The sequence below is a fragment of the Kyrpidia spormannii genome, assembly GCF_002804065.1.
Taxonomy (GTDB): domain Bacteria; phylum Bacillota; class Bacilli; order Kyrpidiales; family Kyrpidiaceae; genus Kyrpidia; species Kyrpidia spormannii.
The window spans coordinates 429,519-452,601 of record NZ_CP024955.1; the positions used below are offsets into that span (position 1 = coordinate 429,519).

Below are 23,083 nucleotides of genomic sequence, written 5' to 3' on the forward strand. Positions count from 1 at the left end.
TCAAAGCAGAACCGGTATTGATGGAGAAAAGAGGGAGACCTGTGGCGGTGATTTTACCCTGTGAAGATTTTCTACGTTTGCAGGATTTGGAGGATGCCGGGTTGGGAGAAGAAGCTCGCAAGGCTGCGGCGGAAGGTTTTTTGAGTGCGGAGGAAACGGAATCGTGGCTGAAGGAGAAGCTGCGTGAAGCTGATCTTGAGTAAAGCGGCGAGAGATTTGAAGGTTTTCTTCACTGGCGCCGTAACTAAGTGGACGGGAGCAGGTCAGACAGTAGAAACCCGCCTCCCTTTACATTCCCTGTGGCCGTTTGTTAAGGTGGAAATGCGGAGACAATAGAATATTGGGATGTTTGACTATAGCAAAACCGCTGTGCTGGGATGGGCGTTTAAACAAATGCGCGTCTATTTCGCCCCAAGGAGGTGGGGGTAGTGCTCGAATCATTTCAGGTGACCAATTTCCGGGCCTTTTCCAACTTAAAGATCGATACCCTGGGAGCGGTCAATCTCATCATTGGAAAAAACAACTCGGGCAAATCGTCTTTGCTGGAAGCGCTCAGGCTGTACAGTTCTCGGGGTTCTCCGGCGGTAATCATGGAAATTTTAAATTCGAGAAATGAATTGCGCGAACCCCCTCGAGCGGAATTTGTGTATCCGGAGGATCGCCCGGAGTTTACGGATCCAGAGGATCACAGATCTGTCGGTGTAGTCTTCCTTTTTCACGGGTACAAGGTCGGAGTTAATGGTGCAGGCATGATTCAGATGGGGCCTGTTGGAATGCCGGATGAGATTCTGTCTCTTTCTCTCAATTGGTATCGAGCGGTGCCGACTCAGGAGGGGCCTCCGAGTTGGGAGCCGGTTTCGAGAACGACGGATGAGGAGCGACAAGACCTGCGTTCCGCTTTGACGATTCGATGGGGAGATTCTGAAAAAGGGCGTTTGTGGTTGGATGACATGTTGATGCGGCATAGACGAATCCTCAATTCGGATAGGCTTCTGGATCGAGGGAGGCTGTGTTGTTACGTTCCTGCAGGGGGGCTCAGGCCGTTCGAAATTGCTTGGTGGTGGGAAAGGGTGGCTCTGACCGAAGAAGAAGAAGATGTTCTGAAGGCGTTACGACTCATTGAGCCGGACGTGGAACGGGTGGCGATGGTAGATGCGTTTATGCCAAGGTTCGGTGGGGTCCCCGTTGTGAGAATCCGTGGTACTTCATTCCCGGTGCCCCTACGCAGCCTCGGGGACGGCATGAACCGGCTTTTTGGCATCATCTTGGCGCTGGTCAACGCCAAGAACGGCCTGCTGTTGATTGACGAAATTGAAAACGGCGTCCATTACACCGTTCAGCCGGAGCTCTGGCGGATCATCATTCATACAGCGAAGCGGCTCAATGTTCAGGTTTTTGCAACCACCCACAGTTGGGACTGCATCGAGGCCTTCCAAAGGGCTTTGCAACATGGCGAACAGGATGGGCGGGGAATCGGGTATCTCATCCGCCTGAACCGGCGGGAGCAGGGCGTTGTGGCTACGATATATGACGAAAAAGACCTGGCGGTGATTACTCGGGATCATGTTGAGGTGCGATAACGGTGGGTAAAGTAAAGTTTCAGGGCAACAGGATTTTGCTTGTGGAAGGGAAAGACGACCTGCACGTCGTCACCAATCTTTGTAATATTCATGGTGTCCCGAAGACCTTTGATGTGGATGATGCGGAAGGGGTCGAGCATTTGCTCGACGTCTTTCGTGTCCTCATCAAAAAGCCCTCGAACAAGGAGAGGATCGGGATCATCGTGGATGCCGACCTGGATATTGAATCCAGATGGCTAAGTATCAGGAAAATGCTTGTTCAGGCAGGATATACTTCGATTCCTCTTAAGCCGCAGCCTTCGGGCACCGTCATCAAGGATCCCGAAGGGCCAGTGATTGGCATATGGATCATGCCAAATAACACTGTTCCCGGAATTCTAGAAGATTTCGTGGCCTTCCTTGTGCCGCCGAACGATCCCTTGTGGCCTCGGGTCGAGGGATGTTTACAGAATCTTCCTTTCTGTTCTAACCGATTTGAAGACAAGGACTGGTCAAAAGCGCGTCTCCACACATGGCTGGCCTGGCAAAAAGAACCGGGTAAACCAATTGGGGTAGCGATTTCGAAACGATATTTGGATGCTGGGGTACCGGTGGCACAAGAATTGGTTGATTGGTTGAAGAGGGTCTTTGCTTAAGGATGGATTTATAAAAGGGAAACGATTGGACTTTCTACATTCCAAAGGAATACGAACGTTGCCATACGTGAAGCACTTCAATTTCAATAATCTGATATGAACGAGGCTGTCAAGTACCCGGCCCCGTGGTTTTTGTTTTTCCGTGAAGAGCCCGGCCCGACGAGGGGACGGCCTCCCGCAAGCAATCGCCCATACAAAGCCAAGAAGTTCTATGGCTACAGACGTCACCGAAACGCCTATCGGCTTGCCCTTGCTTACCATCCTCCGATACATCCTCCGATACTTGCGATGGAGCCGGTCCTGGGCACGCCAGGCGATGTCGGTGATTTTGGCCGGCTGTCCTTCCTGTCGCTTCCTGATCTGTCCTTTGATTGCCGGTTTGTATCGATAGCTCCACGCCGCCTCAACGAGTACCCGTCGCAAGTGGGCGTTGCCCGTTTTCGTGATCCCTCCCTGCCAGCGCCGTGTCCCACTGGAAAACTCTTTCGGTACGAGTCCCGCGTAGGCCATGAGCTGACGGGGGTTGCGAAACCGTGAAAACTCGCCCACCTCAGCACCAGCGACACGGCCGTCACTTCGGCAACGCCACGCAAGGTCTGTAGCGCCTGAATCACCGGCGCCCGATCACTCTGGGTGGCCTGCTCGTGAATCGCCGCCTCCAACCGCTGAATCCGCCCCTCGATTTCGTCGAGTGCGTGCAGATACTCCTGAAAGACCGTCTGCAATCGCACGTCCGACCAGGACAATTGATCCAACCAATTCCGATGAGCCTTGGACCAGGCCCGTGTCCCTTCGAGAGGACGCCGATTCCACCGCAACAGAAACTTCGACAGCCGATGCCGCGCCCGTAAACGATCCTGGACGGCGTCTTCCCGAGCACGGACAAGATCACGCAGGGCTTCATCGACCTCCCCCGGCACCCAGACCGGTGTCAACTCTCCCGCTCGCAGCAGTTGAGCCAGGCGAACCGCATCTCGCTTATCGGTCTTTACTCGATCTCCGGGTCTGGTGGGGATGAGCGACGGTGCCACCACGATGCAAGACAGTCCCATCGCTCGAAGCAGGCGATAGAGCCCGTATCCGGTTGGTCCGGCTTCGTAGCAGAATTCCAGCCGAACGGAAGGGCCTCCGAGTTGCTTTACCACCTTGTGTACGGCCTCGACCGTATGAGGGTATGTCCCGACAAAACGAACCTCCCCCCGTCCACCTTCTGCAACCGCCACGGCAATCGTGTCCTTCGAGACGTCCAAACCGACGAATTTTGTGGTATCCTTCATAGTGCTGGCTCCTTTCGTATGTGGCTCTGCAATGGTCTGTCAACTTCCATTGTAACCCACGGCTTACGAAACGGGGCCAGCCTCGTTCATTATGACTTACCGAAGGGGTATAGCTCACTCACATAAATATCTAACCCAATCCCTATCCCTGTGGAGGAGGAGCGGGAGGGGTGAATGGCCGTGAGGCCGGAGCGGAGCGCCCTCCCCTGAATAGGGCCTGTGGAGCTTGTGGACAACCCGCTTTTGGTTGTCCATCAAATCCACAGGCCGTGGTCTTTCAGGGTGAGCCCGGTGTGACAAGGGCATCGCCGCAGATCAGTCTTTCTGTTCTTGGGGTTTGCGGAACTGGCTGATCTTTGAGGCCAACTCCGGAACCAATTCGGCTAGTTTCTCTAAAGCCCCCTTTTGGCTGAGGGAGAAGACCTTGACCTCATCGTCCCGGATGATCACCAGGGCCGCGGGGACGAGCTTGGCCCCTCCGCCGCCGCCGCTTCCGGTCCCGCCTGAGCCTTCCGGTTCATTGCCTTGTCCGCCACCGCCGCCGAATCCAAAGGATGCGCTCACTACCGGGATGAGCGTGGTGTTGCCGACGGTGATGGGCTCTCCGATGACCGTCTTCGTATTGACGAGATTTTCCAAATGCGCGACAACGGCGTCAATCGTTTCCTTAACCATGTCAATGCGCCTCCTTGTTGAGTCCGATCGCGCCTGCCGGGGGCCCGCCACAGGTTCCGCAAGGCCCGGAGCAGCCGGCGTACGTCTTTTCTGGCCAGAAGCGACAGGGCGGTGCCGAGGATGGCAATGGGGGTGAACCGGGCTTGGCCCCGCAGGGTGAGGTCCGGGACGGTGTTGACAAAATCCGGTTGAATTCCGAGGGAGATCCGCTCCTTTGTTGCCGCGCCTGCGACCGGCTCCAGCGCCGCCTGGAGGGCCGCGATCCAGCCGGTCCAGGCCGGGTCCGGGGTCGCGTAGGTTCCGCGGGCCTGAAATTCCAGGTGAAGGGCTTTGGCCAAACGCCCCAGAACCGTGAAAGCTGTGGCGATCCATTCTTCGTCTCTCATTCGCCGGAGAAGCCGGGGCAGATCCCGGGCGTCAAAGCCACTCGTCCGTCCGCCGGCCGACTTTTGGCGGGTGTCCCGGCGGGCTCGGCGCCTCTTCCGCCCTCGGCGGGTCGCGCCCGCGCGACTGGGGCCGGCCCGCCGCTTCGCCACGGGGATTCCCGCGATGCGCAGTTCAAGCTCGGGCCCCGGATGGCGGGCGTCCGGCCCACTGCCCGGCAGGGTCTCCTGGGCAGTCGGGCTGCCGGATCCCTCCATAGCCGGTAGGAGCGGTTCGATCCCCAGGCCGGATCCCCCGCTGGTCGGTTCGGACCTCCCGTTCGTCGGTTCGGGCGTCCCGTCCGCCCGCCGGGGTTCCCCGACCCGGAGTCGTATCCGGACAACCCCCCAGTACCACGTCGCGGACAAGCTTCCTTCTGAGGTTGTCCCGACCCGGCCGGCGGCCTGAAGGCGGCAGGGGCCGAGCAGGACGAAGACGAGCAAAATCACCGCCAGGGCAGCCACCGTCCAGGCGGCCCAGTGAACCATGGACAACAGCGCGGTCATGTCTTGGACCTCCTCCGCCCCCCGGCGCCTTTGTGATCAGCTCCGAAGGCTGCCCGGCACTGCGGGCTGATCCGCCGGGCACCCCCGTTTTTACCTTGGACGGGGAATCAGGCCCAGGAGCCTTCCGAGGCGGCCTTTTTTTCGCCTCCCCGTCTTGGGGGAATGTGATGCCCGGCCGGAGGAAGCCGGGGGCCGGGTCAACAGGTGTGCCCCGGGGATATACTGCATCCCCGTCCATACCGGCCGCATGATCGCCGGCTGCGCTTTCAGCCAGAGAAGGGCGGCCTGGCGGGCCGGGAGAGGGGAGGACCGCGGCGCGGACTCGCTCTCGCCGTGGGGCCCTGCTCCTGCGGTATCCCTCCGGACCTGTTCACGATGAGCTTTTACGGCTGCCAGTACCTGCCGGCGCTGATAGACGAGTTCCGGGGCCGGCTCGACATCGGCGACCCGGTCCAACTCCATCCACAACAGTTTCAGCGCGGCGAGTTCCCGGCGGCACGTCGGGCAAATCGCCAAATGATGCTGCACCGCCGCCTCCGCCTCGGGCTCCAACTCCTGGTCCAAATACGCCTGCAACAACATCGGGTCGCATTCCACCTTTCACACCTCCCATCCGTAGAGCCGGGCGAGCTCCGCTTTCAGCCGGTTCCGGGCGCGAAACAGATAGGTTTTGACCGTGCCTACCGGGAGATCGGCGGCTTCGGCGATTTCTTGATAACTCATCCCCTCCTGGTGGCGGAGGGTGACCACCAGGCGATACACGGGAGGGAGCCGTCCCACGGCCTCCCAAATCCGGGCGCTCAGGTCCCGCCATTCCACTGCTGCCGCGGGGTCGTCCCCGGAGGTCAGGGTGTCCGCCAGAACGACCTGTTCCCCCAAGGCGTATTCCAGGGAAAGGGGCTTTTCACCGGTTCCCGCCCGGGAGTCCCGGAGGTGGTTGAGTGAAAGGCGGACGGCCACCTGGCGCAGCCAGGGCTTGAAAGGTCTCCCGGGTTCAAACCGGTCCAGGTGCTGAAAAGCCCGGATGAAGGTCTCCTGGGTGAGATCCAGGGCGTCTTCCCGGTTGCCCGTCAGGCGAAAACACAGAGTGTAGACATATTTTTCATAGCGCCGCATTAACTCCCGATACCCCTCCTCCGCCCCCTCCCGGCAGAGGAGGATCAGCCGGCGGTCTTCTCCGGCGGGCATCCGGCCCCACTCCCTTCCCTTCCATCCCCACTATACCCGGCCCGTGGGTGCCGGGTTTCAAGAAAACGCTCGGCTGCGAAAAATTTTGTCCACCGGCCTGGGCCGCCCGGTGGGGCGAGGGGACCTGTCCGCGGCAACGGCCGTTCACCGTCGCGGCACTGTGGCGCGCCAGCGCTTCACAGGAACCGACCACGCGGGCTTTTCGGTTCGATCCACCCGCTGGGGCGATGCGGCGGTGGTTTCTGGCCACGATGTGGAAATGTGATAGCTCTGGCGATGACAGCAAGTACAACGCAGGAAAGGTGGACGGCAGTGACGGGCAGCTCGCTCTTTTCTGCTCGAATTACGGCCGATGCAAAGCCGACTTAAGGAGAGCTCAAGAGGGAGGATGAGCGGGCGTTTTTGAGTAAGAATTTAATCGTGGAAAACAAAAGAACCTCCTGTCATTGGATTAACGGGAACAAATGGACATCGTACTGTCTGGATCAGCGGTTGCGTGTGCACAGCAGCTCCTCAAGCCTGGATTTCCCCTCCAGGCGGCGCCAGGCGGGGACTGCCGCCCCCGCCTGCTCGATTCCACCCCTTTTCACTGGCTGATTCGCCGATAGACCACAAAGGAGTAGATGGTGGGGATAAGGGCCGCCGCCAGGGTTCCTGCGAGAAAGATCCACACGGCCAGGTCACCCGGCAGAAAGGCGCTCACAAAAGCCAGGAACCCCGCCGCCACCCACAGGGGGCCCGCCATACGATGGGTCCGGCGCCACACCTCCTCATTGGCCAGGGTCCAGGGGGTGCGAATGCCGATGAAATAGTTAAATCGAATCCGTGCCATGAAATTGCCAAGCAGGATGAACACGACCCCGATGCCTCCCAGCACGATCAGCTGGATATTAAAACGCTGCCCGAGGTTGTAATAGATCAGGACCACGTCGATCCCCGAGAGAAATGCGGCCATGAGCAAGCGGAATGCCTGATAGAATCCGGAGAATTTCATGTAGTTTTCCCGTTTGGGGTCGATCCACATGGCCACCTTCATCAGGGCGGCGATTCCGAGATTGAGGCCGGCGGCCATCACCAGAAACCACCCCTTGCTCTGGAAACCGTTGGGCCGATTGTGAAGATCAAAATGCACCGCCAGTTGGTTCGGCAACTGGTCCCAGTACAGTCCTGCGATGATGAGGGGGATCAGGGCAATGACCAGAATTGCCCAATCCACGCCAGTCCACTTGGCCTTGGCCTCACTCATGCGAATCCTTCTCCTTTCCCTCTTCCCGGCTGACCATCTCCAGCACCCACGCGAGAACATCCTGAAGCACGGTGGTGTTGAGGGAATAAATGATTTGTTGTCCCCGCCGCTCATCCAGGACCAGCCCGGCGTGCTTGAGGATGTTCAGATGGTGCGAAATGCTGGGTTTTGTCAACGAAAAATGATCGGCGATCTCCCCGGCCGTGAGGTCGCCTCCGCGCAACAGGCGCAAAATTTGCCGCCGGGTGGGGTCTGACAGCGCTTTGAACGCATCGTTCATCCCTCTCACCACTTTGATATTTTGATAAATATCTAATTAAAGGATACCCGAGGACTGTGGTCTTGTCAACGGGAAGGCGGCCAGTTTCCGGAGTGTCCCGTCCTTTCATTGCGCTACCAACGGGGGGTGCCCCCCCTGCTCCGCTATTGTTCCAATGAAGTGAAGATGGACCGGGAGGCGGCGCGCCGGTAGGTCCGGGATCGGCCGTCCTTTTTTATCGCTCTGGCGCAAACCCGGGTGTGGCTTCGGTACAACAGGGCGCGGTGATTGCAATTTTATACATGCGGATGTATAATCATTCACGATCATGTTGGCGGAAAGGTGCCGGGGAAGGAGAGGACGGCGGTGAAGGGGAGTTTAATCCTGGAGAATGGGCGCGTGTTTACCGGGGAGATGCTGGGGCGGCCCGAGCGCCGGTACGGGGAAGTGGTGTTCAACACCGGGATGACGGGATATCAGGAGATCCTCACCGATCCCTCCTATGCGGGTCAGATCGTGACGATGACCTATCCCCTGATCGGAAATTACGGGGTCAACGAGACCGATTTTGAATCCCGGAAGCCGTGGTTATCCGGGTTTGTGACGGCGGAGTTGTGCGATCGGCCGAGCCATCATGCTTCCCGGGAGACGGTGGACGCGTACCTGCGGCGCCAGGGGGTGGCGGCTCTCACCGGGGTGGACACCCGGGCTTTGGTGCGGACGATCCGCGACCAGGGGGCAATGAAGGGCTGGATTGTGCCCGGGGAGGCCATGGAGGCGGAGGGCGCCGTAAACCCGAAGACGTCGGGGCACTCCTTGGCGTTTCCCGACCTGCCCCGGGACTGGGTGCGGCAGGTGACGGTGCCCGAGGCGTATACGGCTGCGCCGACGGGACTGTTTCACGTGGTGGTGATGGATCTCGGAGCCAAAGGGCACATCGTCGACAGCTTGGCGCAGCTCGGATGCCGGGTGACGGTGGTGCCTTCCTTCTATACGTTTGAGCAGATCGCCGCCCTGGAACCGGACGGGGTGGTGTTATCCAATGGCCCCGGCGATCCCCGGGATGTGCCCGAAGTGGCCCGGGAGGCCAGGCGGGTGGCGGAGCGGTGGCCCACCTTCGGCATTTGCCTGGGGCACCAGGTGCTGGGTCTCGCCTTCGGGGCGAAGGTGGAGAAGTTGAAATTCGGCCACAGGGGGAGCAACCATCCGGTGAAGGACCTGCGCTCCGGCCGGGTGTGGATCACCCCCCAGAATCACGGGTACGCCCTGACCGAGGACGATTGGCCCGGGGAGCTCGAAGTGACCCACCGGCACGTCAACGACGGCACGGTGGAAGGGCTCCGGCACCGGGGGCTGCCGGTCTTTTCGGTGCAGTACCACCCCGAGGCCCATCCCGGGCCTGCGGATTCTTTTTACTTATTCGAGCAATTCATCGCTTTGATGGAAGAAGGCAAGGGGGTACACGCCATTTATGCCGGGTAACGCACAGGCTGTGCTGCAGACGGCGTCCGCCGGTCCGCAGCGGGAGACGGAGAAGCAATCCCCGAGCCGGATCCTGGTCATCGGGTCCGGCCCCATTATCATCGGCCAGGCGGCGGAATTCGATTACGCGGGTACCCAGGCGTGCAAAGCCCTGCGGGAAGAGGGCTACCGGGTGATTCTCGTCAACAGCAACCCGGCCACCATCATGACCGACCTGGACATGGCCGATGTGGTCTACCTGGAACCCCTCACGCCCGAGTCCCTGGAAGCGATTATCGCCAAGGAGCGGCCCGAGGGTCTGCTTCCCACCCTCGGGGGCCAAACGGGGTTGAATCTGGCGGTGGCCCTGGCGGAGCGGGGCGTATTGGACCGCTACGGCGTGCGCCTCCTGGGGACGCCGCTGGCGTCGATCCAAAAGGCGGAGGACCGGGAGCTTTTTAAAGAAACGATGGAGCGGATCGGCGAGCCGGTGCCCGAAAGCGCCATTGTCCACAATATGGAGGAAGGTCTGGCGTTTGTCGAGCAGATCGGCCTCCCGGTGATCCTCCGGCCGGCGTACACCCTGGGGGGCACAGGAGGGGGCATCGCCGAGACCCTGGAGGAGTTCAAGGCGATCCTGGTCCGGGGCCTGCGCCAGAGCCCCATCGGCCAGGTGCTGGTGGAGCGGAGCATCCGGGGTTGGAAAGAGATTGAATACGAAGTGATGCGGGACGGCGCCGGCACCTGCATCACGGTCTGCAATATGGAAAATCTCGATCCGGTGGGGGTGCACACCGGGGACAGCATCGTGGTGGCCCCGTCCCAAACCCTGACCGACCGGGAGTACCAAATGCTGCGCAGCGCAGCCCTGCGGATTATCGACGCCCTGGAGATCGAAGGCGGTTGCAACGTGCAATTCGCCCTGGATCCTCAAAGTGAACGATATTATGTGATCGAGGTCAACCCCCGGGTGAGCCGGTCCAGCGCCCTGGCCTCCAAGGCGACGGGCTACCCCATCGCCAAGATCGCGGCGAAAATCGCGGTGGGCAAGCGCCTGGATGAGATTCTCAACCCGGTGACGGGAACGACCTACGCGAGCTTCGAGCCGGCGCTGGATTATGTGGTGGTGAAGATCCCCCGCTGGCCCTTCGATAAATTCCCCCAGGCCGATCGGCGGCTCGGGACGCAGATGAAAGCCACCGGTGAGGTGATGGCCCTGGGCCGCACTTTTGAGGCCGCGTTGCAGAAGGCGGTCCGCTCCCTGGACATCGGGGTGGAGGGCTTGGCGTGGCCCGACGGAGACCAGTGGTCTGACGGCGAGTTACAACAGCGCCTGGCGGGGGAGCCCGATGACCGGCGGATTTTTTACGTGGCGGAGGCCCTCCGGCGGGGGCACCCCGTGGATGAAGTGGCGGCCTGGACGGGAATCGACCCGTGGTTCTTGTGGAAAATCCGCACCATCCTCAATGAGGAAGAGCATATGCTCCGGGAGGGATTCACCTCGCCGGAGCGGGCGCGGATCTGGAAGGCGATGGGATTTTCTGACCGGCGAATCGCGGAGCTGACGGGACTGGACGTCAAGGAGGTGCGCCGGCGAAGAACCGCTTGGGGGATCCGGCCCAGTTACCTCGTGGTGGACACTTGCGCAGCGGAGTTCGCCTCCCGGACGCCCTATTACTATTCTACGTACCGGGGCGAGGACGAGGTGCGCGGAGGGACGGGTCCCAAGGCGCTGGTCCTCGGGTCCGGGCCGATCCGGATCGGGCAGGGGATTGAGTTCGACTATTGCTCCGTCCACGCCGTGTGGGCCCTGCGGCGGTTGGGGTTCGAGACGGTGATCATCAACAACAACCCCGAGACGGTGTCCACAGATTTTGACACGGCGGACCGACTGTATTTTGAACCCCTGACGGCGGAAGATGTGCTGAACGTCATCGAGCGGGAGGGGATCGAGCAGATTTACGTCCAGTTCGGCGGCCAGACGGCCATCAATCTGGCGGCGGAGCTGGCTCGGTACGGCCTGTCGGTCTGCGGCACCCCGGTGGAATCCCTGGATGCGGCCGAAGACCGGGAGCGTTTTCGCCAACTTCTGGATCGGCTGGAGATTCCCCAGACCCGGGGCGGCACGGCTTTCGATGTCCCCGGGGCGAAGGCGATCGCCGAGGCGGTGGGATATCCGGTGGTGGTGCGGCCGTCCTATGTGATCGGCGGCCGGGCGATGGAAGTGTGTTGGGATGTCCGGGAGCTGGAAGCTTATATGTCCCGGGCGGCCCGGGTCACCCCGGACCACCCGGTGTTGGTGGACCACTATCTGCCGGGGAAAGAAGTGGAAGTGGACGCGATCTCCGACGGCCGGGATGTCCTGATCCCCGGGATTTTTGAGCACATCGAGCGGGCCGGCGTGCATTCCGGGGACAGTATGGCCGTCTATCCGGACCAGACTCTGACCCAGGACGAACGGGCCCAGATGATCCGGGCGACCGAGCGGATCGCCCGGGCCCTGGGGATCGTGGGACTGATGAACATTCAATTTGTGATTCTTGACGGCACGGTGTACGTGCTGGAAGTCAACCCCCGGGCATCCCGGACAGTCCCGATTCTGAGCAAAGTCACCGGCGTGCCCATGGTGGAATTGGCGGTCCGGGTACAGCAGGGGGAGCGACTCAGCAAACTCGGCTGGGGGACGGGGCTTCGTCCCCCGGGCTCCCGGGTGGTGGTGAAAGCCCCGGTCTTCTCCTTCTCGAAAATGTCCGGTCTGGATATTCACCTGGGACCGGAGATGAAATCCACCGGGGAGGTCCTGGGGGTCGGGGAGAGCTTCGGAGAAGCCCTGGAAAAGGCTTTTACCGCCGCGGGGATCCAGGTGCAGGAGGGCGGCGGGGTGTTTGCCTCGGTGAGCGATCGGGAAAAGCCCCAGGTGATGGACGACCTGGTGGCTCTGGCGGAGCTCGGCTACACCCTGTTCGCCACGCCGGGTACGGCGGCCGCCCTGGAGGGGCGGGGGGTCCCGGTCCGGCGGGTGGAGAAAAATGTGGAGGCGGTGGCGGATCTGTTGCGCTCCGGCCGGGTGGGGCTGGTGATCAATCTGCCCACTCAAGGCCAGGACGCCCAGCGGTTCGGCTTTGCCCTGCGGCGGATGACGGTGGAGATGCGGGTCTCCTGCCTGACGGCCGGGGATACGGTTCGGGCCTTGGTGGAGGGCCTGCGGGCGAGGCGCCGGGAATCCGGCGTCCGGGTGCTGCCCTTGGAGTGATCCCCGGGCCGGGATTCGGATGCCTGGCCGGGATGGGCATGGGACCGAGGCGATGCGGAAGTGAGCCCGGGTCCGGGGGCGGCCGGTCGGGTGTCCCGGCCGCCCCCGGACCCGGGTGGGATCCATAGAGATGACGGGGAGGAGACGAGGGGATGGCGGAAGGGACGATCGATCTGCGAGGGCGGGATTTTCTCGATCTGGCAGATTTTACCCCGGAGGAGCTGCGGGGCTTGCTCCGGTTGGCGGCGGTGCTGAAAGAGAAACAAAAGGCCGGGGAGCGGGTCCAACCCCTCATGGGGAAAACGTTGGGGATGATTTTTGAAAAATCCTCCACTCGCACCCGGGTCTCCTTCGAGGTGGGGATGGTGCAACTCGGGGGCCACGCGCTGTTTTTGTCCTCCCGGGACACCCAGCTGGGCCGGGGCGAACCCATTCCGGATACGGCCCGGGTGCTGTCCCGATATGTGGACGGGATCATGATCCGGACCTTCAGTCACGAGTCGGTGCGGGAGTTGGCGGAGTACGCCACGGTGCCGGTCATCAACGGCCTCACCGACCTGCACCACCCCTGCCAGGTGCTGGCCGATGCCATGACGATCCTTGAGCACAAGGGCCGCCTGGAAGGCGTGACGGTGGCCTATGTGGGGGATGGCAACAATATGGCCAACTCCTGGCTGGTGGGGGCGCCCCTTTTTGGCATGAACCTGCGGGTGGCGACCCCCCCGGGCTACGAGTGCGACTCCGGGGTGGTGGACCGGGCCAAGGAGTTGGCGGCCCGGGCGGGGACGGAGATCAGCCTGGTGCACGACCCCCGGGAAGCGGTGGCCGGGGCGGACGTGATCTACACGGACGTGTGGGCCAGCATGGGCCAGGAGGCCGAGCGGGAAGAGCGGCTGCGCGCCTTTGCCGGGTTCGGGGTGACGGTGGCCTTGGCCGCCCAGGCGGCGCCGGATTACCTGTTTATGCACTGCCTGCCCGCCCATCGGGGGGAAGAGGTCGCCGCCGAGGTGATCGATGGGCCGCATTCGGTGATTTTTGACGAGGCGGAGAACCGGCTGCACGCTCAGAAGGCGATTCTGGTGGCCACCATGGCCGGTCGGCTTGCATAAATATACTTTTGCGTGCATAATGAACTCAAGGACATTTTCTAACGAAACGGGGACGAGGAGAAGATGAGCAAGCCAAAGATCGTGTTGGCGTACTCCGGGGGGCTCGACACCTCCGTGGCCATCGCCTGGCTCGAGGAGAAATTTGGATACGACGTGGTGGCCCTGTGCCTCGATGTGGGGGAAGGGAAGGATTTGGATTTTGTCCGGGAGAAGGCCCTGAAGGTGGGGGCCGTGGAGTCCTACGTCGTGGACGCCCGGGACACTTTTGCCCGGGAGTTTATCCTCCCGAGTCTGCAGGCCAACGCCCTGTACGAGGGCAAATACCCCCTGTCGGCGGCGCTGTCCCGGCCGCTCATCTCAAAATATCTGGTGGAGACGGCGGAGAAGGTCGGGGCGGTGGCGGTGGCCCACGGCTGCACCGGCAAAGGGAACGACCAGGTGCGGTTCGACGTGTCGGTGACCGCTTTGAATCCGAATCTGAAGATCGTCGCCCCGGTTCGGGAGTGGGCGTGGTCCCGGGACGAGGAGATCGGCTACGCCAAGGAGCACGGGATTCCCATTCCCATCACGGCCGAAAATCCGTTCAGCATCGACGCGAATCTCTGGGGACGCAGCTGCGAGGCGGGGGTGCTGGAAGATCCTTGGGCGGAGGCGCCCGAGGAAGCTTTTGACTGGACGGTGAATCCCAAGGACGCGCCGGACGAGCCCGAAGACGTGGTGATCGCCTTTGAAAAAGGGGTGCCCGTGGCGCTGAACGGCGAGCGCTTGGACCTCGTGACCCTCATCGCCCGGCTGAACCAGATCGGCGGCCGGCACGGGGTCGGGCGGATCGATCACGTGGAGAACCGGCTCATCGGGATCAAATCGCGGGAAGTGTATGAGGCCCCGGCGGCCTTGATCCTGATCCGGGCGCACCAGGAGTTGGAGACGATTACCTTGCCCCGGGAAGTCGCCCAGTTTAAACCGATTTTGGAGCTAAAATACACCGAGCTCGTGTACAATGGCCTGTGGTTTTCGGCGTTGAAGCAGGCGGTGGACGCTTTTATCCGGGAGACCCAGCGCACGGTGACCGGAGAGGTGAAGGTGAAACTGTTCAAAGGTCAGTTCCAGGCGGTGGCCCGGAGATCGCCGGTGTCGCTGTATGATTTTAAATTGGCGACCTACAACCCCGAGGATGCGTTTGATCATCATGCGGCGGAGGGATTCATCAAATTGTGGGGCTTGCCCACCAAAGTGTACGCTCAGGTGCACCGGGGGTCGGCGGCCGGTGTGGAAGGTGCCGCATCGGCGGGGGCGCCTGTAGCCCCGGGGGCCGAGAAGGCGGGGGAGACGGTCCGGTGAAGCTTTGGGGCGGACGGTTTACGAAACCCACGAACGAGTTGGTGGAGGCCTACACGGCCTCCATCGGTTTTGACCGGCGTCTTGCGAAAGAAGACCTGGAAGGCAGCCTGGCCCATGTGAAAATGCTCGGCCGGTGTGGCATTGTCCCCCAAGAAGACGTGGAGAAGATCGCCGAAGGGCTTGAGGAACTCCGGCGCCGCCTGGAGGCCGGAACTCTGGAGTTCGACGTGGCCCAGGAAGATGTCCATATGAACCTGGAGAAACACCTGATCGATCTCATCGGGCCGGTGGGCGGCAAGCTGCACACCGGCCGGAGCCGGAACGATCAGGTGGCGTTGGATATGCATCTCTACCTGCGCCGGGAGATCGACGAGATCATCGAGCTCATCGTCGATCTCCAGCGGGCCCTGGTGGAGACGGCGCATAAATACTTGGATGTGATCCTCCCCGGTTACACTCATCTCCAGCGGGCCCAGCCGGTTCTTCTGGCCCACCACTTGGCGGCGTATTTTTGGATGTTTGCCCGGGACGCGGAGCGACTGCGGGATGCGCGCAAGCGGGTGGACATGATGCCGCTCGGGGCGGGCGCCCTGGCCGGTACGACGTTTCCGATCGACCGGGAATCCGTCGCCCGGGAACTGGGGTTCGGGCGATTGTACGAAAACAGCATGGACGCCGTGAGCGATCGGGATTTCATTCTCGAGTTTCTGGCGGCGGCGGCGATCCTCATGGTCCACTTGTCCCGGATGAGCGAGGAGTTCATTCTGTGGTCGTCGACCGAGTTCGGGTTTATCGAACTGGACGACGCTTATTGCACGGGGTCGAGCATCATGCCCCAAAAGAAAAACCCCGATGTACCGGAGTTGGTTCGGGGAAAGACGGGCCGGGTGGTGGGCCATCTGGTCGGCTTGCTGACGGTGATGAAGGGGCTGCCGCTCGCCTACAACAAAGATTTACAGGAAGACAAAGAAGGCATGTTCGACACCGTGGACACCCTGAAAGGCGCCCTGGCGCTGTTCAGCGGCTTGATCCGCGCCCTGGAGGTGCGCCGGGAGCGGTTGGCCCGGGCGGTGGCGGAGGATTTCTCGGGTGCCACCGATCTCGCCGACTATCTCGTGCGCAAAGGGTTGCCGTTTCGCCGGGCTCATGAGGTGATCGGCAAGCTGGTGCTCCACTGTGTTCAGCGTTCCTGCTTCCTGGGCGACCTCAGCCTGGAGGAGTACAGGGAGTTTTCACCGCTCTTCGACGAGGACGTTTTCCAGGCGCTGGACCCCCGCCGTGTGGTGGACGCCCGGAATGTTCGGGGCGGCACCGGAACCGGGGCCGTGAAGGCACAGCTGGAGCGAGCCGCCAGGTGGCTGGAGGACTGGTCGGAAGGTTCGGATACCGGGGCGGATCCTGAGCCGGGGGACGCCCGATCGAGCGCCGAACCCGCAGCGGGGGATAACCAAGAGGAAGGGTCGTGACGGTGAAGGAAGAAGGGCCGGCACCGGGGAAACCGGGCCGGCACCGGCGGGGGTGTCCGTGGAACCCAGGGGTTCCGCAGACGCCCTTTTTTGGTGTCGGCTCATGTCCGTTATGAAATCAACCCAACAGGTTCAAAATGTAAAATCTCCGACAATCAGGAGAATCGGAAGAATGACCAAGGAGACGACGGCGAACAGACCGGCGAACACTCCGATGGCGATGGAACGCATTGCTTTCATGTCCACACCTTCTTCCGGCGTTTGACATGATTTTGTCACAAAATGAGGGGTTTGTAAAGCAGGAAATTGCTAGACGGGAAGGTGGCGAAGATGCCGATGTTCGGCCCGAAAGGGTGAGCCCTTGAAACGGCACACCCGGGCGGGCCAGGGCGAATCCGGGGCGAAAACGGGCATTTATTTCGAGCCGGCAGTACCGGTATGATAGATCTAGCGACAAAGCGTCGTAAGGTGAGAGGAGGAGCGTGAACGAGATGGGTCACAGTTCGGTCAAGAAAGGGGTTTTCGTGTCTCTGGGGGTGGCGGCTCTCTTGGCTGGCCCGGTGGTGCCCGCTGTGGCGGCGGGGGCCGTGCCGATTGTACCCGGGGGCCCCGGGGGACCCGGCCTTCCGGTGAGCGGCACACCCGGCGGCGTGGCCTCGACCCCCGGTGGCGGCGTGGTCCAGGCACCGCCGAAAGATGCTCGGGTTTCCATCGATGCTGCAAAACAGAAAGTGATGGATGCGTTCGGATTTCGCGTTACGCCGGACATGACGTTTAATTATTCGTTCATGTCCGGGGCGCCGGACGGCAGACGCCGCTGGAACCTCAGTTGGCAGACCCCTCCCTTTCAAGGGGGGCCGGGCGACAGCTACAATGCCTCGGTGGACGCGGACAGCGGTGCGATCCTGTCTTATCAGCATTGGAAGGGCAAAGATCAAGCGTTTCCACCGACCGTGACCCGGGAACAGGCCCGGGAAACGGCCCTCGACCTCGTCAAAAAACTGCAGCCGGTGGAATCCCAGCAGATTACCGCCTGGCCGGTTCAGGAGGCCATGGGGCCGCAGGGCTTGTTGGGGTTTGTCTTTGCCTTTGCCCGGGTGCAGGACGGTGTGCCGTTTCCGTCCAACGGTTTTCGAGTGATGATCAGCCCGGACGGCCAGGTGAGCTCGTACGATTTTGTGTGGTCGACGAATGTCCTGTTTCCGGGCAGCAAGCCGGCGCTGGGCGAGGGGCAGGCTCAGGCGACGTTGGCCAACACCCTGCGGGTGAGCGCTCATTACATACCGGATCCCAGTAAATGGGCGGGGGTGGCTCAGGTGCGCATGGTGTATCAGGCCAATGTTGCGGCCTCCACCATCACGCCGGGCCTGGGCTATGCTCCGGTGGGCCCGATGGTCTTGGATGCGTCGAGCGCCCAGTGGATCGACGGCAACGGGAACTCGCTTTCGGTACCCGACGCTCCGACCCCGACCCCGCTGATGCCGGGCGGCCCCGAGGTTCCCACATTCTTCAGCAAGCCCCTCGATGAAAGCGCAGCCGAGCGCATTGCCCGCTCGCTCTCCGAGCTTTCGACTTCAGCCACCCTGGTCACCAGCAATCTCAACGACGGCGGCCGGGGCCAGCATCCCACGTGGACCTTCACCTTTACGGAACCGGATAACACGTCGGTGAACGTGGGCGTCGATGCCATGAGCGGCGAGGTCGTTTCATTCAACACCGGGCGCCCGATACCGATGAATGAGAAGAGTGCGGCGGGTCCCCCGGCGGTGACTGCGGACCAGGCGCGGCGGGTGGCGCTCGACTTCTTGAAACGTGTATTGCCGAACCGGCTTGGGGCGCTGGCCGTACCCGAGAACCAGCCTGAGGACGGACCGATTCTCTTCAACAAATCGATGGCGGGACCCATGATTCCGGCCGGGCCGGCGATCGTCAAACCCCCGATTGCCCAGAATTACGTGGTCAATGCCCTCCACCTCCACCACGGGGTGATCGACGATCTCTCTAACGTCAGCGTTTCTGTGGACAAAACCACCGGGCAGGTCACGAACTACTATGCCCGGTTTGCCGACGATCCAGGAATGGGCATCAATTATCCGGAAGGACAGCCCAAACCGAGCGAGCAGGCCAGGCAGGCCTATCTGAACGCGATCCACATGACCCTGGCCTATGTCCAGTTGATGCAACCGAACAGCGGCGAGCCCGGCCCGGTGCGCTTGGTTTACGTGCCGGTCAGCGATGCGCCGCTCATCGGATGGGATGCCCTCACAGGCCAGTGGATCCAGCCGTTCGGCGCACAGCCCGGCAACGTAAACCTGGATGAGATCCGCGGCCACTGGGCGGAAAAAGAACTGAGCGCTCTCTTTCAAGCGGGGATTATGCAGCCCGTGAACGGAAAGATCGCGCCGGATCAACCCATCACCCGGGGGGATTTTGTGGCGGCGTTGATGCGGGCGGTCTCTCCTTACGGCGGCCCGATCCCGGATATGCCGAGTTTTGAGGATGTTCCTTCCAACCACCCGGATTACCCCTATATTGAGTGGGCGTTGCAGCGGGGATGGATCGACGCCGGGAAGCAGTTTCATCCGGATGAACCGTTGACCCGGATCGCCATGGCCGACATCCTGGTTCGGGAACAGGGTTATCAGGATTTGACAAAAGTTACGGGGATTTTTCAGAATCCCTATTCCGATATGAGCGGCCGATCCGATCGCGAGTTGGCCGATGCCGCGGTGGTGACGGGGCTCGGACTCATGCGGGGGTCCGACGGCAAGTTCCTCCCGGACGATCCGGCCAGCCGAGCCCAGGCGGCGGTGGTGCTGTATCGCTTATTGGAATTGAAATAGCGGGGAGTGGCCCGGGTGTCGACGGATACCCGGGCTTTTCTGTGTGTGCCCGGCATGGGCGTTGACTTGGTGGTGAAAGTCCACTGCAGGCGAGGCAGCACGAGTCTGCTAGCCAAAGGCAAGGGTGTCCGCTGCGAGGCGGAATCCGAAGGAAGCCGGAGGCAAACCCACGGCCCGATGAACAAGAACCTCATACGAGGCTGCGCCGTTCGGATGAGCTGGCGCAACACAGCGAAATCCAAGGCTGCCAAGGAGCGGTGGAGTATATGAGGCGGGCGCGGGGGGAAGGTCAGCGTTCTTACCCGGGGAGGCCTGCCGGACACGCCAGAGAAACTGGCAACCCGAACCGAGAGGTTCGGCTGAACCGGCAGGAGTCAGCAGAGGGCATAGTACTCCGGGGATCATGAACCTGAGAGGAAGGCCCGAACATCAAGTCAGAGGTGAGACCGGTGCGTTCGCGAGAAGGACGAAGACAGCCGAAAACCCTGAACAGGAACTGCCCACGGGAGGAAGTGGTGAAGCCACGGGGGATCGTGGGAGAGCCGAGCCCTTCTCCGGCACAAAGCGGAACCTCACCTCGCGGGGATCAAGGTGACAGCCTGATGGAGAAGGTGGTGGCCAGGGATAACATGCTGGCCGCCCTGAAGCGGGTGGAGCAGAACAAGGGCAGTGCCCCCGGCGTGGACGGCATTCCCACGGAAAACCTCCGGGAACAGATCCGAGCCGAGTGGCCGCGCATCCGGGAAGAACTGCTCGCGGGGACCTACCGACCGCAGCCCGTGCGCCGGGTCGAAATCCCGAAACCCGGGGGAGGCAAGCGGATGCTGGGGATCCCCACCGTGATGGACCGCCTGATCCAACAGGCCCTCCTGCAAGTGCTGACGCCGATCTTTGATCCGCAATTTTCGGAGGCCAGCTACGGTTTCCGCCCCGGAAGAAGGGCCCACGACGCGGTCAAGAAGGCGAGGCAGTATGTGGAAGAAGGATACGAATGGGGCGTGGACATGGACCTGGAAAAGTTCTTTGACCGGGTGAATCATGACATCCTTATGGCCCGGGTAGCCCGGAAGGTCACGGACAAACGAGTGCTCAAGGTTATTCGCCGGTACCTCCAGGCAGGGATCATGGTGAACGGGGTGGTCATGGAAAGGGAGGAAGGGACGCCCCAGGGTGGGCCGCCCCGTCCACTGTTGGCGAATATCCTTCTGGATGACCTGGATAAAGAACTGGAAAAGAGGGGCCACAAATTCGTCCGGTATGCAGATGATGCCAACATCTACGTTCGAAGCAGACGGGCGGGGGAGAGAGTCTTGGCCAGTGTCCGGAAATTCCTGCAGGAGAGGTTAAAACTCAAGCTCAACGAGCAGAAGAGCACGGTGGACCGACCGTGGAAACTCAAGTTTCTGGGGTTCAGCATGCATAAACCCAAAGCCGGGGAAATCCGAATCCGCCTAGCGAGGCAGTCGATCGACCGGGTCAAGACCAAGATCCGAGCCCTCACGGCGAGGAACACACCGATCGCCATGGAGGAACGAATCCGACGGCTGAACACGTATCTGGGTGGATGGATCGGGTATTTTGCCCTGGCGGAAACGCCGAGCATCTTCGAAGAAATCGATGGATGGATACGGCGGAGGCTGCGGATGTGTCTCTGGAAACAGTGGAAACGGGTGCGGACGCGATACCGTGAACTGCGTGCACTGGGGTTGCCGGAGTGGGTGGTGCACCCATTTGCCAATGCCCGCAAAGGGCCGTGGCGAATGGCCCATGGGCCGATGAACAGAGCCCTGGGCAACGCCTACTGGCAGGCTCAAGGTCTGATGAGTTTAACCGAACGTTACCGAAGGCTTCGTCAAGCTTGGTGAACCGCCGGATGCGGATCCGCATGTCCGGTGGTGTGAGAGGACGGGGGCTAGCCGCCCCCTCCTACTCGATGTGTGCCCGGCATGGGCGTTGACTTGGTGGTGAAAGTCCACTGCAGGCGAGGCAGCACGAGTCTGCTAGCCAAAGGCAAGGGTGTCCGCTGCGAGGCGGAATCCGAAGGAAGCCGGAGGCAAACCCACGGCCCGATGAACAAGAACCTCATACGAGGCTGCGCCGTTCGGATGAGCTGGCGCAACACAGCGAAATCCAAGGCTGCCAAGGAGCGGTGGAGTATATGAGGCGGGCGCGGGGGGAAGGTCAGCGTTCTTACCCGGGGAGGCCTGCCGGACACGCCAGAGAAACTGGCAACCCGAACCGAGAGGTTCGGCTGAACCGGCAGGAGTCAGCAGAGGGCATAGTACTCCGGGGATCATGAACCTGAGAGGAAGGCCCGAACATCAAGTCAGAGGTGAGACCGGTGCGTTCGCGAGAAGGACGAAGACAGCCGAAAACCCTGAACAGGGACTGCCCACGGGAGGAAGTGGTGAAGCCACGGGGGATCGTGGGAGAGCCGAGCCCTTCTCCGGCACAAAGCGGAACCTCACCTCGCGGGGATCAAGGTGACAGCCTGATGGAGAAGGTGGTGGCCAGGGATAACATGCTGGCCGCCCTGAAGCGGGTGGAGCAGAACAAGGGTGCCCCCGGCGTGGACGGCATTCCCACGGAAAACCTCCGGGAACAGATCCGAGCCGAGTGGCCGCGCATCCGGGAAGAACTGCTCGCGGGGACCTACCGACCGCAGCCCGTGCGCCGGGTCGAAATCCCGAAACCCGGGGGAGGCAAGCGGATGCTGGGGATCCCCACCGTGATGGACCGCCTGATCCAACAGGCCCTCCTGCAAGTGCTGACGCCGATCTTTGATCCGCAATTTTCGGAGGCCAGCTACGGTTTCCGCCCCGGAAGAAGGGCCCACGACGCGGTCAAGAAAGCGAGGCAGTATGTGGAAGAAGGATACGAATGGGGCGTGGACATGGACCTGGAAAAGTTCTTTGACCGGGTGAATCATGACATCCTTATGGCCCGGGTAGCCCGGAAGGTCACGGACAAACGAGTGCTCAAGGTTATTCGCCGGTACCTCCAGGCAGGGATCATGGTGAACGGGGTGGTCATGGAAAGGGAGGAAGGGACGCCCCAGGGTGGGCCGCCCCGTCCACTGTTGGCGAATATCCTTCTGGATGACCTGGATAAAGAACTGGAAAAGAGGGGCCACAAGTTCGTCCGGTATGCAGATGATGCCAACATCTACGTTCGAAGCAGACGGGCGGGGGAGAGAGTCTTGGCCAGTGTCCGGAAATTCCTGCAGGAGAGGTTAAAACTCAAGCTCAACGAGCAGAAGAGCACGGTGGACCGACCGTGGAAACTCAAGTTTCTGGGGTTCAGCATGCATAAACCCAAAGCCGGGGAAATCCGAATCCGCCTAGCGAGGCAGTCGATCGACCGGGTCAAGACCAAGATCCGAGCCCTCACGGCGAGGAACACACCGATCGCCATGGAGGAACGAATCCGACGGCTGAACACGTATCTGGGTGGATGGATCGGGTATTTTGCCCTGGCGGAAACGCCGAGCATCTTCGAAGAAATCGATGGATGGATACGGCGGAGGCTGCGGATGTGTCTCTGGAAACAGTGGAAACGGGTGCGGACGCGATACCGTGAACTGCGTGCACTGGGGTTGCCGGAGTGGGTGGTGCACCCATTTGCCAATGCCCGCAAAGGGCCGTGGCGAATGGCCCATGGGCCGATGAACAGAGCCCTGGGCAACGCCTACTGGCAGGCTCAAGGTCTGATGAGTTTAACCGAACGTTACCGAAGGCTTCGTCAAGCTTGGTGAACCGCCGGATGCGGATCCGCATGTCCGGTGGTGTGAGAGGACGGGGGCTAGCCGCCCCCTCCTACTC

Annotated in this window: 17 protein-coding genes and 1 pseudogene; 11 read left to right on the forward strand and 7 right to left on the reverse strand. The window is 61.4% G+C overall.

All coding sequences use genetic code 11. The features are described from left to right. The first annotated feature begins 41 nt into the window (after nt 1–41). From CVV65_RS02255 to CVV65_RS16500, 3 genes are all read left to right on the forward strand, one after another. Nucleotides 42–203 carry a type II toxin-antitoxin system Phd/YefM family antitoxin gene (locus tag CVV65_RS02255; RefSeq protein WP_232796686.1) on the forward strand — a complete coding sequence of 54 codons (162 nt, stop codon included), beginning with the start codon at nt 42–44 and terminating at the stop codon, nt 201–203. 225 nt (nt 204–428) lie between these two features. After that, the gene (locus CVV65_RS02260; protein ID WP_198592093.1) at nt 429–1,580 is read left to right on the forward strand and encodes an AAA family ATPase; all 1,152 of its coding nucleotides are present in this window, start codon (nt 429–431) and stop codon (nt 1,578–1,580) included. 2 nt (nt 1,581–1,582) lie between these two features. Further along, nucleotides 1,583–2,215 carry a DUF3226 domain-containing protein gene (locus tag CVV65_RS16500; RefSeq protein ID WP_133121196.1) on the forward strand — a complete coding sequence of 211 codons (633 nt, stop codon included), beginning with the start codon at nt 1,583–1,585 and terminating at the stop codon, nt 2,213–2,215. 159 nt (nt 2,216–2,374) lie between these two features. Here CVV65_RS16500 and CVV65_RS02265 read toward each other — a convergent pair. The 7 genes and pseudogenes from CVV65_RS02265 to CVV65_RS02300 form a co-directional block, all read right to left on the reverse strand. Next, nucleotides 2,375–3,492, reverse strand: a pseudogene (locus tag CVV65_RS02265) (IS110 family RNA-guided transposase); the annotation flags it as partial. 315 nt (nt 3,493–3,807) lie between these two features. Then, a complete protein-coding gene (locus CVV65_RS02270) occupies nt 3,808–4,167 on the reverse strand; it encodes a GerW family sporulation protein (protein WP_100666768.1) in 360 nt (119 codons plus the stop codon). Further along, nucleotides 4,056–5,096, reverse strand: a complete 1,041-nt coding sequence (locus tag CVV65_RS02275; RefSeq protein ID WP_100666769.1) for a hypothetical protein — start codon at nt 5,094–5,096, stop codon at nt 4,056–4,058. Before CVV65_RS02275 ends, CVV65_RS02270 begins: the two co-directional genes overlap by 112 nt. 90 nt (nt 5,097–5,186) lie before the next feature. After that, a complete protein-coding gene (locus CVV65_RS02280) occupies nt 5,187–5,693 on the reverse strand; it encodes an anti-sigma factor family protein (protein ID WP_198592094.1) in 507 nt (168 codons plus the stop codon). A 3-nt stretch (nt 5,694–5,696) separates the two neighbouring features. Beyond that, nucleotides 5,697–6,284: an RNA polymerase sigma factor gene (locus CVV65_RS02285; RefSeq protein ID WP_100666771.1), complete on the reverse strand. Its 588-nt coding sequence runs from the start codon at nt 6,282–6,284 to the stop codon at nt 5,697–5,699. A gap of 586 nt (nt 6,285–6,870) precedes the next feature. Then, entirely contained in the window at nt 6,871–7,530 is a 660-nt protein-coding gene (locus tag CVV65_RS02295; protein WP_100666773.1) for an SdpI family protein, read from the reverse strand. Beyond that, complete coding sequence (locus CVV65_RS02300; RefSeq protein WP_100666774.1) at nt 7,523–7,810, reverse strand: autorepressor SdpR family transcription factor; 288 nt, start codon at nt 7,808–7,810, stop codon at nt 7,523–7,525. Before CVV65_RS02300 ends, CVV65_RS02295 begins: the two co-directional genes overlap by 8 nt. 345 nt (nt 7,811–8,155) lie before the next feature. Here CVV65_RS02300 and carA point away from each other — a divergent pair, with 345 nt between their 5' ends. From carA to ltrA (CVV65_RS02350), 8 genes are all read left to right on the forward strand, one after another. Then, on the forward strand, nt 8,156–9,271 hold the full coding sequence (gene carA, locus CVV65_RS02305; RefSeq protein ID WP_100666775.1) for a glutamine-hydrolyzing carbamoyl-phosphate synthase small subunit: 1,116 nt from the start codon (nt 8,156–8,158) through the stop codon (nt 9,269–9,271). After that, nucleotides 9,261–12,503 carry a carbamoyl-phosphate synthase large subunit gene (gene carB, locus CVV65_RS02310; RefSeq protein ID WP_198592096.1) on the forward strand — a complete coding sequence of 1,081 codons (3,243 nt, stop codon included), beginning with the start codon at nt 9,261–9,263 and terminating at the stop codon, nt 12,501–12,503. Before carA ends, carB begins: the two co-directional genes overlap by 11 nt. Nucleotides 12,504–12,655: 152 nt before the next feature. Then, a complete protein-coding gene (gene argF, locus CVV65_RS02315) occupies nt 12,656–13,612 on the forward strand; it encodes an ornithine carbamoyltransferase (protein ID WP_100666776.1) in 957 nt (318 codons plus the stop codon). Between the two features lie 63 nt (nt 13,613–13,675). After that, a complete protein-coding gene (locus CVV65_RS02320; protein ID WP_100666777.1) occupies nt 13,676–14,953 on the forward strand; it encodes an argininosuccinate synthase in 1,278 nt (425 codons plus the stop codon). Beyond that, the gene (gene argH / locus CVV65_RS02325) at nt 14,950–16,419 is read left to right on the forward strand and encodes an argininosuccinate lyase (protein ID WP_232796687.1); all 1,470 of its coding nucleotides are present in this window, start codon (nt 14,950–14,952) and stop codon (nt 16,417–16,419) included. The genes CVV65_RS02320 and argH overlap by 4 nt, the downstream gene beginning before the upstream one ends. Nucleotides 16,420–16,910: 491 nt before the next feature. Continuing rightward, the gene (locus tag CVV65_RS02330; RefSeq protein ID WP_100666778.1) at nt 16,911–19,262 is read left to right on the forward strand and encodes an S-layer homology domain-containing protein; all 2,352 of its coding nucleotides are present in this window, start codon (nt 16,911–16,913) and stop codon (nt 19,260–19,262) included. A gap of 449 nt (nt 19,263–19,711) precedes the next feature. Further along, complete coding sequence (gene ltrA / locus CVV65_RS02340; protein WP_198592097.1) at nt 19,712–21,127, forward strand: group II intron reverse transcriptase/maturase; 1,416 nt, start codon at nt 19,712–19,714, stop codon at nt 21,125–21,127. 476 nt (nt 21,128–21,603) lie between these two features. Further along, entirely contained in the window at nt 21,604–23,016 is a 1,413-nt protein-coding gene (gene ltrA, locus CVV65_RS02350; protein WP_198592099.1) for a group II intron reverse transcriptase/maturase, read from the forward strand. Nucleotides 23,017–23,083: the final 67 nt, after the last annotated feature.